Below are 15,364 nucleotides of genomic sequence, written 5' to 3' on the forward strand. Positions count from 1 at the left end.
ATTTTCCGGTAGTTACGCTGGCAACTAGCGGCCGTGTCGCTTGCTGATTTCCGGCGGCCGTGTCACCGGCCTACTGCACACGACTCACGCTGTTCGTCGCGTGCGCGTCACTCGTTTCGATAGACGAGGTAGCCGAGGCTGGCGATGCTCCCGAGCGCCGCCAGCCAGCCGAATCCGGGCAGGTCGCCGCCGTCCGTGGACGAGGTGGTCTCCCCATCTGTCGAACCGTTCATTTCCGTCGTTCCCGTCGTCTCCGTGGATTCCGAGGTGCCGGACGTCGCCGTCGTCTTCGTCGAACTCGCCTTCGTTTTCCCGGTCGTCCCCGTGACGGTTCCGTTGGTCGCGCTGGAGTTGTTCGCGGTTCCGGTCGTCGTCGATTGGACGATTTCGATCTTCCCGCGCATCGTCTCCGGGTCGAACTCCGAAAAGTAGGTCTCCATCTTCGGGGTCGCCGTGAATTCGAGCGTCTGGGTCGTCCCCATCGTCTCCACGACTTCGGTTCGTTCGAGGACGTTGCCCTCCCCGTCGCCGATGGCGACGTTGTGGGAGTGGCCGTCCATGTTCTCCCACGCGATGACGTACTCCTTTCCGGCGATCATCTGGAGGGTCGGATTCGTGTTCCCCTCGATGGGCGGGGGTGATTGTCCAACCCATCCGGATACCTGTCCGCTGAGTTCGAACGTCGCGGCCTGCCCGCGTGCGGGGTCGGCGAGCGCGACGAACGTGGTGGTTCCGAGGAGTGCCTGCGCGAACTGCCGACGGGAGAGTTTCGGGCCAGTCATTCGAGTACGTGTTATCTATATATCACCATAAAGCGGCTTAGCTTGTTCGGTCAGCCGCTCAGAAACTGCTCTTGATCCGCTCGAAAAATCCCTTTTCGACGTTCACCTCTTCGCCGCCCGCTTCAGCGAACTCCTTCAACGCCTCGCGCTGCTCCTCGTTCAGCGAATCCGGGGTGACGACTTGCACCTTGACGAACAGGTCACCGTCACCGCGGCGTCGAAGGTGCGGCATTCCCTTGCCGCGCAGGCGGAACGTCTCGCCGCTCTGGGTACCCTGCGGAACGTCCATCTCGACCGATCCGGCGAGCGTCGGCACCTCGATTGTGTCGCCGAAGACGACCTGCGGGAACGAGAGCGCCGTCCGGTAGAAGAGGTCGGACCCGTCGCGCTCGAAGTCGGGATGCTCGCGCACCGACACCTCGATGAGGAGGTCGCCCTTCGGACCGCCGTTCTCGCCTGGCGCGCCCTCGCGTTCCATCTGTAGCGTCTGGCCGTCGGCGATACCCGCCGGAACGTCCACCTTCAGTTTCGCCTCCCGCTGGACGATGCCGTCGCCGCCACACTGGTCACAGGTTTCCGAATACTGCTGCCCGTCGCCGTTACAGCGCGGACAGGTCTGTGTCTGCTGGACGCGTCCGAACGGCGTCTGTTGGACCTGCGTGACCTGCCCCTGCCCGTTACACTGGGAACAGGTGTTCACGTCCGCGCCCGGCGGGTGGCCCTCGCCGTCACAGGCGTCACAGCGCTCGGGGCGGCGCACCGTGATCTGCTTTTGTGCGCCTTCGTAGGCCTCTTCGAGGTCGATTTCCATGCCCGTTCGGAGGTTCGACCCCTGTCTCGGGCGGTTCGGGTTGCGGCGGCCGCCGCCACCGCCGAAGAACTCGTTGAAGATATCGCCCATACCGCCCATGCCGCCGCCACCGCCGCCGAACGGGTTGCCGCGCCCGGCACCGCCAGCGCCACCGGCCCCGCCGTCGAACCCGCCGCGCTTTTCGGCCTGTTCGAACCGGTCGTGACCCATCTGGTCGTAGGCTTGGCGCTTCTCGTCGTCCGAGAGCACTTCCTTTGCCTTTTTCACCTTCTTGAACTTCTCCTCGGCGTCCGGTTCGTCGCTCACGTCCGGGTGATACTCGGCGGCTTTCTTGCGATACGCCCGCTTGATTTCGTCCTCGTCGGCGTCTCGACTTACACCGAGTACGTCGTAGAAGTCCTCGCTCATCAGTTATCGTTTCTAATGTCGGATGGTATTTGAATCGTCCGTCTACCGCCCGTCGCGCCCGAAAACGACGGACGTACGGGGGTTCGACACGCTTGTCTTAATCCTCGTCCTCGTCGCCGCCATCGCCGGATTACATCCGGCTAGCAGACGATTCTGACTACTCGTCAGAATCGTCGACGTCACCAGAACGCTTCGCGTTCTGGTTGGCTCACGACGACTCCCCGTCGTCGTCAACGTCTTCGAAGTCGGCATCGACGTACTCATCGGCGTCGTCGGCACCGCCCTCTGCGCCCGCGCCGGGGTTCGGGCCGCCGCCCATGCCGCCACCCATTCCGCCGGGACCTGCGGCACCGGCCTGCTGGGCTTGCTCCTGTTGCTGGTACATCTGCTTGCCGATCTCCTGCAGCGACTTGCTCAGGTTTTCGGTCGCGTCTTCGAGGTCGTCCTTCGACGCGTCGTCGTCTTCGAGCGTCTCCTGAACCGTCTCGATTTCGTCGCGGATGTCGGATTCGAGGTCGTCGTCGATGTTCTCCTCGTTCTCCTCCAGAAGCGTTTCCGCGCGCTGGATGGACCCTTCGGCGGCGTTGCGCGCCTCGATGAGTTCGCGCCGTTCCTTGTCCTCCTCGGCGTGCTGTTCTGCCTCGTCCTGCATCTTCTCGATTTCCTCGTCCGAGAGGCCGGCACCGCCCTCGATGGTGATTTCCTCGCTGTTGCCGGAGCCGTGGTCCTCGGCGGAGACGTTGACGATGCCGTTCTCGTCGATGTTGAACGACACCTCGATCTGCGGGGTTCCGGCGGGTGCCGGCGGGATGCCCGCGAGGTGGAACTCGCCGAGCAGTTCGTTCTCGTTCGCGATTTCGCGCTCACCCTGGAAGACGCGGACCTGCACCGAGGTCTGGTTGGCCGCCGCCGTGGTGAACACCTTCGACTCTTCCGTCGGGATGGTCGTGTTCTTGTCGATGAGGCGCTCGAACAGGCCACCCTTCACCTCGATACCGAGTGACAGCGGTGTCACGTCGAGCAACACGATGTCGTCCACGTCGCCGGAGAGGACGCCGCCCTGAATCGCCGCGCCGAGCGCGACGGCCTCGTCGGGGTTGACGTTCTTCTTCGGCTCTTGCCCGGTCAGTTCCTCGACCTTCTCGGCGACCTGTGGCATACGGGTGGACCCACCGACGAGGATGACTTCGTCGATGTCGCTTTCGTCGTAGCCCGCGTCCGAGAGGGCCTGCTCGGTCGGTTCGACCGTGCGGTCGATGAGGTCGCTCGTCAGGGACTCGAACTTGGCGCGGGTCAGGCTGTTTTCGAGGTGGACCGGGCCGTTGTCGGTCGCCGTGATGAACGGGAGGTTGATGTCCGTCTCCTTTCGGCTCGACAGTTCGATCTTCGCCTCTTCTGCCGCGTCCTTCAGACGCTGGAGCGCCTGCCGGTCGTCGCGGAGGTCGATGCCGTGGTTCGACTCGAAGTCGTCGGCGAGGTAGTCGATGATGGCGTGATCCCAGTCGTCGCCACCGAGGTCGTTGTCCCCGTTCGTGGCGACCACTTCGTAGACGCCGCCGCCGAGGTCGAGGATGGAAACGTCGAACGTTCCGCCGCCGAGGTCGTACACGAGGACGGTCTGGTCCGTATCGTCGTCCAGTCCGTACGCCATGGACGCCGCCGTCGGTTCGTTGACGATGCGTTCCACGTCGAAGCCGGCGATTTCACCGGCGTCCTTCGTCGCCTGCCGCTGTTTGTCGTTGAAGTACGCGGGAACGGTGATGACCGCCTTCGCGATGTCGTCGCCGAGGTACTCCTCCGCGTCGCGCTTGATCTTCTGGAGGATCATCGCCGAGATCTGTTCGGGCGTGTACTCCTCGTCCTCGATTTCGACGGTGTAACCGTCGTCGCCCATGTGCCGTTTGATGGACTGAATCGTCTTTTCGGGGTTCTGAACCGCCTGGTTTTTCGCCGGTTTCCCGACCAGACGCTCACCGTCGTCGGAGAACGCGACGATGGACGGCGTGGTCCGGTCCCCTTCGCCGTTGACGATGATTTCCGGGTCGCCACCCTCCATAACCGCGAACGCGCTGTTCGTGGTACCGAGGTCGATTCCCAGTATCTTGTTGCTCGTCATTGTTGGGCCAACCTACCCGTTTGCGCCGGTTAAAGGTTACTAGACGTGACGAGGATGCGTGGAACTCCGCCCCTCTTCAGTCGTGCGATTTGGGATTTCATCGTCTCTACGCTTCGAGGCCTTTATATCGAACCGATACACAACCCAGCGCGCACACACGGTGACGCGATGTAAATAGTCGTAAACCGACATCCGCCGTCGTCCAGTGCTCACGCTCGTCGTTTCGGGTGCAGGTCGCCCGCCACGGTGGCGCAAATCGTCGAGAATAGCGCCCGAGTTACTCGTCGCCGCTGCCGTCGCTCACCGTCACCTGCGCGGCCTGAAGGACTTTGTCCGCCATCTCGTAGCCGGGTTGGAACACGTCGGCGATGGTGTCCTCGGGGTGGTCGCTCTCGACCCGGAGCATCACCTCGTGGCGTTGCGGGTCCACTTCGTCGCCGGATTCGGGATGGATTTGCGAGACGTTCTCGTCCTCGAACACGCGGTCGAGTTCGCGCAGGGTGATCTCCACCCCGTCTCGCAGGCTTTCGACGTCCTCGTGTTCGGCTTCCACCGCCCGTCGGAGGTTGTCCCGAACGTCGATGAGGCGTTCGATGAGGTCCTCGGTCGCACGTTTTTCGAGCTGTTTCTGGCGCTTTTTCGCGCGCTTCTTGTAGTTCTTGAAGTCCGCGCGGTTGCGTCGCAGGCGCGCCTCGAGGTCTTCGACCTCCGCATCCAGCTCCCGTCGATCCGATTCGATGTCGGCGAGGCGCTCCTCCACGTCGGCAGCGAGGCTTTCGTCCTCGTTGGCGACGCGCGCGACGAGGGTGGTCGTCTCCGGTCCAAGGAGGTCCTCGTCCGGAGTCTCCTCCGCTGGCGTGTCTCCTTCGGCCGGGGATTCCTCGTCGGCTGGTGCTTCATCTACCGCTTGGGCGGCCTCCTCCTCGGTCATACACGTCGTAAGTCCCTCCTCGCGTTTAAGGGTTCAGAAACGGGACGGGAGTTCGACGCGGGCCAGCCAATCGAGGAGCGAATTCGCCGGTGTGGAGTAAGCGGGACGTCCGACCAGTCCGCTCAGCGGGTCGAACTCGACCAGACCACGGTAGGAGAGCGTCGGCAACCGCGTTTCGGTGAGGTCTTCGAGCGTCGTTTCGAATGCGCGGTCGGAAACGTCATTTGGAGTTTCCTCGCGCTCCCACGCCGCAACATCCCTGGCGAGCACTTCCAACTCGACCGGCGCGGTTTCGGCGTGCCGAGCGAGCGAGTAGAGGACGAATCGGTTGCGACGCTCGGGCAGGCTGGCGAGCACCGAACCGAGTGTTCCCCGAGGCATCGACTCGCCTGCAGTATCGAGGCCGATGAATCTCAAGCCCGCCAACCGTTTCCATCGTTCAGCCGGCGTAACGGGTACCCAGTATCGGGTTAGCGGGAGTTCTTCCCGGTTGTTTTAGTTCCGACTCGGGATGTGACCCTTTCACCGACGGCGACCCGCCGGTAACGACGGATTCCGGCGGATAAGCATCCGTTCGCCGCCCTCGACGGGTGACTTCGGAATTCGTCCTCGAACGACGAGAGGAACCGCTCCGGGTGACAGGACGTTCCACGGGACACAACCCTTTTCGGGTGTGCGAAAGAACGGGTGGGTATGGCAGACGAGGAAGCCAACGATAACGCGGACGAGGAGGAAAAGACGTTCCAAGAGCGGGTCGAGGAAATCAGAGAGAAACGCGCGGAAGAGGGCGATGAAGACCGAGAAGAACGATTGAAAGAAGCCATGGGCGGCGGCGGTGCCGGCGGCATGGGCGGTAATCCGTTCGCACAGATGATGGGCGGCATGATGGGCGGCGGTCCCGGTGCCGGCGGCATGGGCGGCGGCCGCGGAAGCGAGCAGGGCGGAGACGAGGACCTCGTTCGCGAAGTGCGTCAACTTCGCGACGAAGTTCGGGACGCCACTCGACAGCTTCAGCGCATCGCGGACGCGCTCGAAGAGTAATCGTCGTCTAATCTTTCGGCAATTCACCGAACGAAGGCAGAGGTTCTTATACCACCCCAACTATTTCGATTCGTAACCGTGTCGGGAGAGACGAGTGGCGGGTCGCGCCGCCTCTATCGGAACCGCGAGTTCGTCGCGTTGGCGAGCACCGCGTTCGCCCGGAGTCAGGCGTACTCGACGATCCTCATCGCGCTGGCGATGTACGCCAACATGTTCCACACGTCGAGTACCATGGAGGGCATGTTCGGGACGGCGTTCGCGGTGGTCCAACTCCTCATCGTCCTCCCGCTCGGGCGGTACATCGACATCCGCAACTCGAAACGCGTCCTGCTGTTCGGGTTGTTCCTCAACATCCTCGTCTTCGTCGGATTCGGCTTCGTCGAGACGGTCAATCAGGTCATCCTGATGCGCGTGTTTCAGGGGACCGCCGCGAGCATCCTCTGGCTCACCGGAACGACCGTCGTCGGCGAGATCAGCGACGATGACTCCCGCGGACTGTGGATCGGGTCGTACAATCAGGTGGGCGCGTTCTCCAGCCTGTTCGGCGACATCTTCGGAGGCCTGCTGTTGTACCTCTACGGGTTCGAAATCACCTACGCCGCCCTGAGCCTCATCACCATCGGCGCGTTTCTCTCCATCTTCTTCTTCCTCCGGGACAACCCCGGCGGACGGAAGGACCCCGAGGAGTCGAGTAGCCGCGAGACGTTCGAAACCCTCCTCGGTCGCTCGGCCATCAAGGCCCTCGTGTTCTTCCGCCTCTCGTTCAGCGTCGGGAAGATGGCCGTCATCACGTTCCTGCCGATTTACGCCCATACCGTGTTCGACATCAACGTCTTCGTCGTCGGCGGTATCATGGCGGGCGGGAAGCTGACGAAGTCGCTCACGCAGGGCAAGGTCGGCGACTGGACCGACCGCGTCGGCAAGAAGTACTACTTCATTCTCGCGGGCGCGCTCGTGTACGCGCTCGGGACGGCGTTGATTCCGATCGCCGGGTTAGCACACGACTTCATTCCGGGCGTGACCGTCGCCGCCCTCGGCGGGGAGATGGCGCTCCCGCCGGCGTTCTTCGTCCTCTTCGCGGCGTACGCCGTGTTGGGCGTCGGCGACAGCCTCCGCCTCCCCGCGAGCATGGCGCTGTTCGTCGAGGAGGGCGAACAGTTCGACGCCGTCGCGTCCAGTCTCTCGCTTCGCTCCATCGCGTGGAAGATCGGGCAGGTCGGCGGCCCCGTGTTCATCGGCGCGATTTGGGACGCGACCAGCGTGTTCGTCGCCTTCTGGACGGCATCGGGATTCATCGTCGTCTCGTCGGCCGTCTTCGCCCTGCTCTACAGCACCGACCCCGCACCCGGCGAGCGCGTCGATGCGGTCGGCGGAGACTGACGAACGGACGAAGACGCAACCGTGAAAGCACTGAAGCACGAAGTCCGTGCATGGACGAGCAACCGGGACTTTCCGACCAGTACCGAAAATCCAGTCCGTGGCCGCTGTTCGTCGCGTTCGGTCTCGCGCTGTTCGAGACCGGTATCGTGATGGCGCACTTTCTCTTTCCCATCGCCGTCGGTGGCATGTTGATGTTCGTCGGCAGTATCGTCGGTATCCTCCGCGAGTCCGAGTACATCAGCGACCCGTGGAAAGGACTCGTCGTCGCCGCCGTGGTCTCGTTCGCCGTCGGCGGCGTCATCTGGGTCACGACGCAAGGGTCCATTCAACTCCGCGGAACGGCGATTCTCGTCGGCGCGGCCGTTCTCTTCGTCGGCGGCATCGCCGGTTCGCTCTGGCAACCGGAACCCATCTGAAACCGGTATCGGACCGAACGCGAACCACTAACCTATTTTACCTCGTGTTCGCTACGTTCACGTATCATGGCAGAAAGCGTCTTCGACAAAGAAACACTCCTCGACCTCACCGTCAACATCATCCCGCTCGGGATAATGGGGTTCTTTCTGATCCTCTTCGTCGGGTTCGGTGCGTGGGGCGGTAGCACTCTCATCGAAGTCATCAGCTGGGGACTCGTCGTCGTCCCGTTCGTCGGCCTCGCTCTGTTAACGTATATCGCGGCACTGAAAATCGAGGCCACGACCGGAACCTAACCTTTCTTTACCTTGTAGTTCACACCCTCTTCCATGGCAGCTACTGGGCAGATAGCTCTCACCGTAGTCATGGGAGTGTTTTTGCTGGCGGTCGCTTCGTTCCTCGCACGGATCGAGGACTGGCGGTCTTATACACCTCTCAGCGGCGGGGGCTACGGGTATGCGGAATCGACCGGGCAGGCACATAACGAGAAGCCTGCTGGAATCATTCGGTGGTTCACGACGGTGGACCACAAGGACATCGGAATACTATACGGGACGTTCGGTCTCTTTTCCTTCGCGTGGGGTGGCATCGCGGTGCTCATCATGCGCACGGAACTGCTGACGGCGGGCACAAACCTGTTCAATGCGAACATCTACAACAGCCTACTGACGACACACGGCATCACGATGCTCTTCCTGTTCGGGACGCCCATCATCGCGGCGTTCTCGAACTACTTCATTCCGCTGCTCATCGGCGCGGACGACATGGCGTTCCCACGCATCAACGCCATCGCATTCTGGTTGCTGCCACCCGCGGCAATTCTCATCTGGATCGGCTTCCCGCTCTTCATGTTCGCCGGTATCGAACCGGCACAGACGAGCTGGACGATGTACACGCCGCTGTCGTCGTGTGGTCGAGCAGTCGAGACGGCCAGTTTCAGTTGTCAGGCACAGGTCAGTCCCGCGGTCGACATGATGCTCCTCGGCCTGCACCTCTCCGGTGTCAGTGCCACGATGGGTGCCATCAACTTCATCGCGACCATCTTCACCGAGCGCGGTGACGACGTCGGATGGCCGGACCTCGACATCTTCTCGTGGACCATCCTCACGCAGTCGGGACTCATCCTGTTCGCGTTCCCGCTCCTCGGGAGCGCGCTCATCATGCTCCTGTTCGACCGAAACTTCGGCACGACGTTCTTCACGGCGGCCGGTGGGGGACCGGTAATGTGGCAACACCTCTTCTGGTTCTTCGGCCATCCCGAGGTGTACATCCTCGTCCTGCCGCCGATGGGGCTCGTCAGCCTCATCCTCCCCCGATTCGCGGGGCGGAAGCTGTTCGGGTTCAAGTTCGTCGTCTACTCCACGCTTGCGATCGGTGTGCTCTCGTTCGGCGTCTGGGCACACCACATGTTCGCGACCGGTATCGACCCACGCCTTCGCGCGAGCTTCATGGCGGTGTCGATGGCGATCGCGATACCGAGCGCCGTCAAGACGTTCAACTGGATTACGACGATGTGGAACGGTCGGCTACGGCTGACCGCGCCGATGCTGTTCTGTATCGGCTTCGTCTCGAACTTCATCATCGGCGGCGTGACGGGCGTCTTCCTCGCGTCGATTCCGGTGGACCTCGTGCTCCACGACACCTACTACGTCGTGGGCCACTTCCACTACATCGTGATGGGTGCCATCGCCGTGGCTGCCTTCGCCGGCTTCTACTACTGGTTCCCCATCTACACCGGCAAGATGTACCAGAAGTCGCTCGCACACGCTCACTTCTGGCTCACCATGATCGGGACGAACGTGACGTTCTTCGCCATGCTGTTCCTCGGTTACGGCGGCATGCCGCGCCGATACGCGACGTACCAGTTCACCGTCGCCGACATCAGCCTCATCACCACGTGGCACCAGGTCGCCACCGTCGGTGCGTTCATCATCGGTATCGGCCAGTTCATCTTCGTCTGGAACGTCGTCCAATCGTGGCTCGAAGGCCCACCGGCCCCCGCCGACCCATGGAAACTCGGTGAGGACGGTATGCTCTCGAAGGAGTGGTCCTGGTTCGCGAAGAAGCAGGAAACCGCGCTTACGGACGGCGGTGAGGAATCAGAATGATTGCGAGCCTCGAAAGACTCCTGTCTTTCGGCGGTGAGGAGTCGGAGTAGTTTCGAACCTCGGAGGATCCCCTCTTCCGTTGACGAACGACTTTCGGAAGAACGCTGGCGAGAACCGATTCGAACGGCGCTTTTTTGATTACGGCATTCGGTCGCTCACGTCGATGCGAGTATGATACCCATTGCGAACATCAGTACGACCATGCCGGAGAGGACGAGCAGGAGCAGTTCTTTTTCGGACATACTCGGACTTAGCGCGTCTGGATGAAAAGGCTAATCCTTGCCCTGTCGAAACGGTTTTTCGTGTCCTCTCGACTTCAGGGTCGCTCGCTCGTCATCGGTCTGTACGTCCTCATCGTCTCGTTCGCGGGGTTCGTGGGCGTTCTCCTCGGTGCGTTCGGTCCGGACGACTTGCGCGCGGTCAAACTGCTCGGCGTTATCGAGTTACAACCGACGCCGGTCGGACTCGCCATCTTCGGGATGGTGACCATCGGCCTTCTGCTCGGCGTCCTCCTCTCGTTGGTCGTGTTCGTCTCCGGGCGGTACGACGAGGCGCACCCGAAGGGATAAGATGGTTGACTCTGATTTGTCACCATGTATCACGTCCTACTCGCGGTGGACGAAACCGAATCACGCGCGGTGGCACAGGCGAACGCTATCATCGACCTCCCGGAGGCGAAGGCCGAAGTGCGGGTCACGCTTCTCCATTCCTTTACCGACAATCCGAGCGGTGCCTCCGCACCACAGGTAACGGGCGTTCGACGGGCGAAGGACGCCCTCGAAGCCGCCGGAATCGAGACGGACATCGTCGAAGAGAGCGGAAACCCGGCGGACACCATCCTCGACGTCGCCGAAGAGCACGATGTCGATTGTATCTGCGTCGGCGGGCGCAAGCGCTCACCAGCGGGAAAAGCTCTCTTCGGTAGCGTCGCCCAATCGGTCATCCTGACCGCGAAGCGTCCCGTGCTCGTCGCGGGCGAGGGTCAGCAGTAGACGGCGAGGGCACGGCATACCGAAACAGCGGAGCGGTCGAGGCGGATGCGTCGAAAACGACCGGTGTTCGAAACGATGAACTCAGTCGTAAACCGCCCGAAACGACTCCAGCAACGCGTCGGTTCCGACGCCCCCCGTCACCGTCTCCCGCCGCTCACCGTCGCGGAAACAGAGGAACGACGGGGCCGCCGTCACCTCGAATTCGCGCCGGAACGCCACGACGTCGTCGCCGTCGATACCGGCGAACGCTACGTCGTCAGGGATTTCCGCCCGCAGTTGGGGTAGTTCGGCGGCAATCGCCTCACACGGTTCGCAGTCCCGTTTCCAGACCGAGACGATACAGACGGGATGTTCCGACAGGAAGTCCCGATACGTCTCGTCGGAGAGGTGGTCAACGTCGTCGGGAACCGGCGACGATGGACCGACTCCGGCGACCATTTCGGCCATCAGTCCCAGTTCCGCGTCCGAGTATTCGCTATCCAAATGCGCGCGGAGCGCGAGGTAGTAGCTGAACCCGGCGCGGGTTACGTCGCTCTTCCGAGCCTCGTCACGCGAAACCCGGAACGTCTCGGCGACGCTCTCCTCGAACGCCTCGGGCGTGATGCTCGCGTAGGTGTCGTAATATATCGACCAGCGATGTTCGAAGTCGTCCGCGAGCGCGACGGTACCGTTCTCGATAACGACGCCCTCCTCGATGAGGGCGTCGAACAGCGCATCCGGTCTATCGGTTTCAGACGCCAAGATATCGCTCCCTCGTTTCGTCGTCGTCGCGGAGTTCGACCGCGGTACCATCGAAGACGATTTCCCCTTGGTCTACCACGTAGCATCGGTCGGCGAGTTTGATGGCGGCCGCCGCGTTCTGTTCGACCAGCAAGATGGTCGTTCCGGTCTCGCTGATGCGTCGAATGGCGTCCTCCACGTTGGCGATTATCTGCGGTGCCAACCCCTCGTACGGTTCGTCCAACATCAACAGGTCGGTGTTCTGTTTCAGCGCCCTCGCGATGGCGAGCATCTGCTGTTCGCCGCCGGACAACGTTCCGGCTTTCTGGGTTTGCCGCTCCCGGAGGCGTTCGAACTCGTCGTACACGTCTTCGGTCGTCATGCCGACGTGTTCGACCTGCGGTATCGACCGTCCGACCGTGTTCGACTTGTTGTGAACGACCTCCGCGAGGTGGAGGTTCTCCTCGACGGTGAGGTTGGGGAAGACGCGACGCTCCTCGGGAACGAGCGAGATGCCCCGCGTGGAGATGTCCTCCGGTTCCATCGTGGTGATGTCCTCGTCCCTGAATCGAACCGACCCGCCGCGCACGTCCGGCGGGCGTGCGCCGGCGATACTCCGGAGCGTCGTCGTCTTGCCCGCGCCGTTACGCCCGAGGAGCGCACACACCTCGCCTTCCTCGACCCGCATCGTCACGTCACGCAAGATGTGGCTTTCCCCGTAGTAGGCGTCCACGTCTTCGAGGCCGAGCAGACTCATAGCTCGACACCTCCGAGATACGCCTCCTGAACCTCCGGATGGCCCTGAACCTCGTCCGGCGTCCCTTCCGTGATGACGCGCCCGCGGTTCAGCACGACGATTCGATCGGAGACGTTGAACACGATCTCCATGTCGTGTTCGACAAGCAGGATTGTGAGGCCGAGTTCCTCCTTGACGCGCTCGATGAGATCCACGGTGGCGTGTGTCTCCTCCGGTGACATTCCGGCCGTGGGTTCGTCCATCAACAGCAGGTCGGGTTCGCTCGCCAGCGCGATACCGATTTCGAGGCGGCGTTTATCCCCGTACGGAAGGTCGGCGGCGGGAACCTCTCGCTGATCGAACAACCCGACCGAATCCAGCGTCTGGCGGGTCAGCGTGTCCACCTCGGAATATCGTCGCTGATGACGAAGGAAATTGAACCTGAACGACCCGTGTTCAGCCGCCAGCGCGGCGATACGGGCGTTTTCCTCGACGGTCAGGTCGGGGAAGATGGACGCGGTTTGGAACGATTTACTGATTCCGGACTGAACGACGTCGTGGGGTTCGAGGCCGGTTATCGATTCGCCCTTGAACCGAATATCGCCCGTCGTCGGGTCGAGCATTCGCGTGATGAGGTTGATGAGCGTGGACTTCCCGGCCCCGTTCGGGCCGATGACGCTGACGCTCTCGTTTTCGTGAATTTCGAGGTCCACGTCGTCGACGGCGACGAGACCGCCGAACTCCTTGGTGAGACCGTCGGTTTCTAAGAGCGTCATCAGTCGCTACCCTCCGGTTCCGCCTCGGTCGCGGGCCCCGAAATCACGTCACGGACCCATCCCACGATTCCCCAGATACCCGTCGGGAAGAGCGCGATGACGGCGACGAAGATGAGCCCGAGGATGAGATGCCAGTACGGCGCAATTGCAGGGTCGCTGCTGACAACGTTCTCCACGTAGAGATAGAGTCCGGCACCGAGCATCGGACCGACCATCGACCCGACGCCGCCGAGGACGGTCATGACGACGATTTCGCCGCTCGTCGTCCAGTACAGCGATTCGACGGGAACGTACGACCCGTGAACGACGAAGAGGCTCCCGGCGACACCGGCGAACGTTCCCGAGAGGATGAACGCCATCAGCTTGTAGCGCCAGACGTTCAACCCGACGAACGACGCGCGTTGCTCGTTCTCCCGAATCGCCTTGAACACGAGTCCGTACGGCGAATGGAGGATTCGAACGATGGCGGCCACGCAGAGGACGGTGATGGCCCCGACGAACACGTAGAGCCAATCGCCGACCAGCGGGACCGGCGTATCGAGCGGGATCGACTCCGTCGCCGCGAACGCGTCGAGGAAGCCGAAGAGGTTTCCCACGTTCACGTCGGTGAAGCCGTTCTCCCCGTTCGTCAGGGACTGAAGGGGAGACAGGGCGAGGTAGTACGCCATCTGACCGAACGCGAGCGTCAAAATGGAGAAGTAGATGCCACCGCGCCGGAGCGAGATGAATCCCAGTATCCACGCCAACAGCACGGCGAACAGGGTTCCGACCACGACCATGAGGATCGGACTGCCGTTCACGCTGGCGCTGAAGATTCCGGCGGCGTAGGCCGCACCGCCCCAGAAGGCGGCGTGACCGAACGACAACAGTCCCGTGTAACCGAGGAGCAGGTTGAAACCGAGCGCGAAGATACCCCAGATGAGGATGAGGGACGTCAGCCCCTGCCAGCCCTGAAAGAGGCCGCTGATGACCGGCGCACGGACGAACAGCCACGGGAAGAGCGCGACGGCGAGCACGGTGAAGCCGACGATGGAACGTTCGCTACCGCCGAACCGATCCCACGTCGAAGCAACGTCCGACTCGATCATCGAGGGGCCGTCTTCGGTCGTCCGCTCGGACGTTTCGTCGCTCATGGTGCAACCTCCTCGCTACCGAGCAGGCCCTGTGGCCGCGCCAGCAGGATGACGGCGGCGAGAACGTAGATTCCGACCTGTGACCACTGTGGTGCGACTGTGACCAACGACGAGAGGGTGAGTCCGATGAGAACACCGCCGACGACCGCGCCCCGGATACTCCCCACGCCGCCGATGACGACGACGAGGAAGGACGGGACGAGTACTTCCATCCCGATGTTCGGATTTACCGCATACAGCGTCCCGCCGACGACACCGGCGATACCCGCGAGCGCCGCGCCGACCCCGAACACCATGAGGTACGGTCGGGTGATTTTCACGCCGAGGAGGCGAACCATCTCGGCGTCACGGGTGCCCGCACGGACGACGAGGCCGAAGTCGGTGTACTCGATAAGCAAGTACACGAGCGCGACCAGTACAGCGGTGATGGCGATGACGTAGAGACGCCAGATTCCGATGGTTCCCACCAGCGGCAGGTCGATGGGACCGCTCAACTGGAGTTCGAGCGGACCCAGACTGGTTTGAGCGGGACGAGCGAAATTGTAGCTCTGACCGCCGAACAGGATTTTAAACGCCTCTTGGACGACGATGGCGAGGCCGAACGTCAGCAGGATTTGGTCGGTATCGGGGCGGTCGTAGAACGGTCTGGCGATGAACCGCTCCATGAGGAGACCGATCCCGAAGACGACTATCGGGACGATAACGAGCGCCGGGAGAAATCCCAACCCGAGGCCGACCTGTCCGTATCCCCACTCGGCCAACTTTCCGTCGGAAATGGTGATGTTGAGCGTGATGAGGAGTCCGAGATACGTCCCGATGAGGTACAATGCCCCGTGAGCGAAATTGACGAACTTCAGCGTACCGAGAACTATCGACAGCCCGATGGCAACCAATACGTAGATGGCCCCCTGCTGAAGTCCGTTTAACAGGACCGTCGCTAGTTGTGAAACGATGCTCACGTCTTTCCCTCCTCGCGATGGTTAGATATCATGTATCCGTAATTCGTATCATTACTG

18 protein-coding genes are annotated in these 15,364 nt (G+C 62.2%); 8 read left to right on the forward strand and 10 right to left on the reverse strand.

The genetic code is table 11. The annotated features are described in order from the left end of the window. Window positions 1-107: 107 nt before the first annotated feature. On the reverse strand, window positions 108-782 hold the full coding sequence (locus LJF34_RS06210) for a hypothetical protein (RefSeq protein WP_231183960.1): 675 nt from the start codon (window positions 780-782) through the stop codon (window positions 108-110). A 58-nt stretch (window positions 783-840) separates the two neighbouring features. After that, a complete protein-coding gene (dnaJ, locus tag LJF34_RS06215; RefSeq protein ID WP_231183961.1) occupies window positions 841-2,001 on the reverse strand; it encodes a molecular chaperone DnaJ in 1,161 nt (386 codons plus the stop codon). A gap of 22 nt (window positions 2,002-2,023) precedes the next feature. On the opposite strand from dnaJ, the gene LJF34_RS28865 reads away from it, so the two are divergent. Then, on the forward strand, window positions 2,024-2,158 hold the full coding sequence (locus tag LJF34_RS28865) for a hypothetical protein (protein WP_255665707.1): 135 nt from the start codon (window positions 2,024-2,026) through the stop codon (window positions 2,156-2,158). A 51-nt stretch (window positions 2,159-2,209) separates the two neighbouring features. Here the strand turns inward: LJF34_RS28865 and dnaK are convergent, their stop codons facing one another. The 3 genes from dnaK to LJF34_RS06230 form a co-directional block, all read right to left on the reverse strand. Beyond that, window positions 2,210-4,117, reverse strand: a complete 1,908-nt coding sequence (gene dnaK / locus LJF34_RS06220) for a molecular chaperone DnaK (RefSeq protein WP_231183962.1) — start codon at window positions 4,115-4,117, stop codon at window positions 2,210-2,212. A 277-nt stretch (window positions 4,118-4,394) separates the two neighbouring features. Next, window positions 4,395-5,048, reverse strand: a complete 654-nt coding sequence (locus tag LJF34_RS06225) for a nucleotide exchange factor GrpE (RefSeq protein WP_231183963.1) — start codon at window positions 5,046-5,048, stop codon at window positions 4,395-4,397. A gap of 33 nt (window positions 5,049-5,081) precedes the next feature. Further along, complete coding sequence (locus LJF34_RS06230; protein ID WP_231183964.1) at window positions 5,082-5,429, reverse strand: hypothetical protein; 348 nt, start codon at window positions 5,427-5,429, stop codon at window positions 5,082-5,084. A 312-nt stretch (window positions 5,430-5,741) separates the two neighbouring features. Here LJF34_RS06230 and LJF34_RS06235 point away from each other — a divergent pair, with 312 nt between their 5' ends. The 7 genes from LJF34_RS06235 to LJF34_RS06265 all read left to right on the forward strand — a co-directional run bounded on the left by LJF34_RS06235 (window position 5,742) and on the right by LJF34_RS06265 (window position 10,983). Continuing rightward, the gene (locus LJF34_RS06235) at window positions 5,742-6,089 is read left to right on the forward strand and encodes a hypothetical protein (protein WP_231183965.1); all 348 of its coding nucleotides are present in this window, start codon (window positions 5,742-5,744) and stop codon (window positions 6,087-6,089) included. A 78-nt stretch (window positions 6,090-6,167) separates the two neighbouring features. Further along, window positions 6,168-7,469 carry an MFS transporter gene (locus LJF34_RS06240; protein WP_231183966.1) on the forward strand — a complete coding sequence of 434 codons (1,302 nt, stop codon included), beginning with the start codon at window positions 6,168-6,170 and terminating at the stop codon, window positions 7,467-7,469. 50 nt (window positions 7,470-7,519) lie between these two features. Further along, on the forward strand, window positions 7,520-7,885 hold the full coding sequence (locus LJF34_RS06245; RefSeq protein WP_231183967.1) for a hypothetical protein: 366 nt from the start codon (window positions 7,520-7,522) through the stop codon (window positions 7,883-7,885). Between the two features lie 66 nt (window positions 7,886-7,951). After that, entirely contained in the window at window positions 7,952-8,179 is a 228-nt protein-coding gene (locus tag LJF34_RS06250) for a DUF6684 family protein (RefSeq protein ID WP_231183968.1), read from the forward strand. 33 nt (window positions 8,180-8,212) lie between these two features. Next, a complete protein-coding gene (locus LJF34_RS06255; RefSeq protein ID WP_231183969.1) occupies window positions 8,213-9,991 on the forward strand; it encodes a cbb3-type cytochrome c oxidase subunit I in 1,779 nt (592 codons plus the stop codon). Window positions 9,992-10,293: 302 nt separating this feature from the next. After that, window positions 10,294-10,560, forward strand: a complete 267-nt coding sequence (locus tag LJF34_RS06260; RefSeq protein WP_231183970.1) for a cox cluster protein — start codon at window positions 10,294-10,296, stop codon at window positions 10,558-10,560. Window positions 10,561-10,584: 24 nt separating this feature from the next. Continuing rightward, window positions 10,585-10,983 carry a universal stress protein gene (locus tag LJF34_RS06265; protein WP_231183971.1) on the forward strand — a complete coding sequence of 133 codons (399 nt, stop codon included), beginning with the start codon at window positions 10,585-10,587 and terminating at the stop codon, window positions 10,981-10,983. 81 nt (window positions 10,984-11,064) lie between these two features. Here the strand turns inward: LJF34_RS06265 and LJF34_RS06270 are convergent, their stop codons facing one another. From LJF34_RS06270 to LJF34_RS06290, 5 genes are read right to left on the reverse strand one after another with little or no spacing between them, the layout of a single operon-like run. Then, the gene (locus LJF34_RS06270) at window positions 11,065-11,724 is read right to left on the reverse strand and encodes a thioredoxin family protein (RefSeq protein ID WP_231183973.1); all 660 of its coding nucleotides are present in this window, start codon (window positions 11,722-11,724) and stop codon (window positions 11,065-11,067) included. Further along, window positions 11,714-12,460: an ABC transporter ATP-binding protein gene (locus LJF34_RS06275; RefSeq protein ID WP_231183975.1), complete on the reverse strand. Its 747-nt coding sequence runs from the start codon at window positions 12,458-12,460 to the stop codon at window positions 11,714-11,716. The genes LJF34_RS06270 and LJF34_RS06275 overlap by 11 nt, the downstream gene beginning before the upstream one ends. Further along, on the reverse strand, window positions 12,457-13,215 hold the full coding sequence (locus LJF34_RS06280) for an ABC transporter ATP-binding protein (protein WP_231183976.1): 759 nt from the start codon (window positions 13,213-13,215) through the stop codon (window positions 12,457-12,459). Before LJF34_RS06280 ends, LJF34_RS06275 begins: the two co-directional genes overlap by 4 nt. Next, window positions 13,215-14,348: a branched-chain amino acid ABC transporter permease gene (locus tag LJF34_RS06285; protein ID WP_231183978.1), complete on the reverse strand. Its 1,134-nt coding sequence runs from the start codon at window positions 14,346-14,348 to the stop codon at window positions 13,215-13,217. Before LJF34_RS06285 ends, LJF34_RS06280 begins: the two co-directional genes overlap by 1 nt. Further along, window positions 14,345-15,307 carry a branched-chain amino acid ABC transporter permease gene (locus LJF34_RS06290; protein ID WP_231183980.1) on the reverse strand — a complete coding sequence of 321 codons (963 nt, stop codon included), beginning with the start codon at window positions 15,305-15,307 and terminating at the stop codon, window positions 14,345-14,347. The genes LJF34_RS06285 and LJF34_RS06290 overlap by 4 nt, the downstream gene beginning before the upstream one ends. Between the last annotated feature and the right edge of the window lie 57 nt (window positions 15,308-15,364).

This window comes from Haladaptatus sp. DYF46 (genome assembly GCF_021083305.1).
Classification (GTDB): Archaea; Halobacteriota; Halobacteria; order Halobacteriales; family Haladaptataceae; genus Haladaptatus.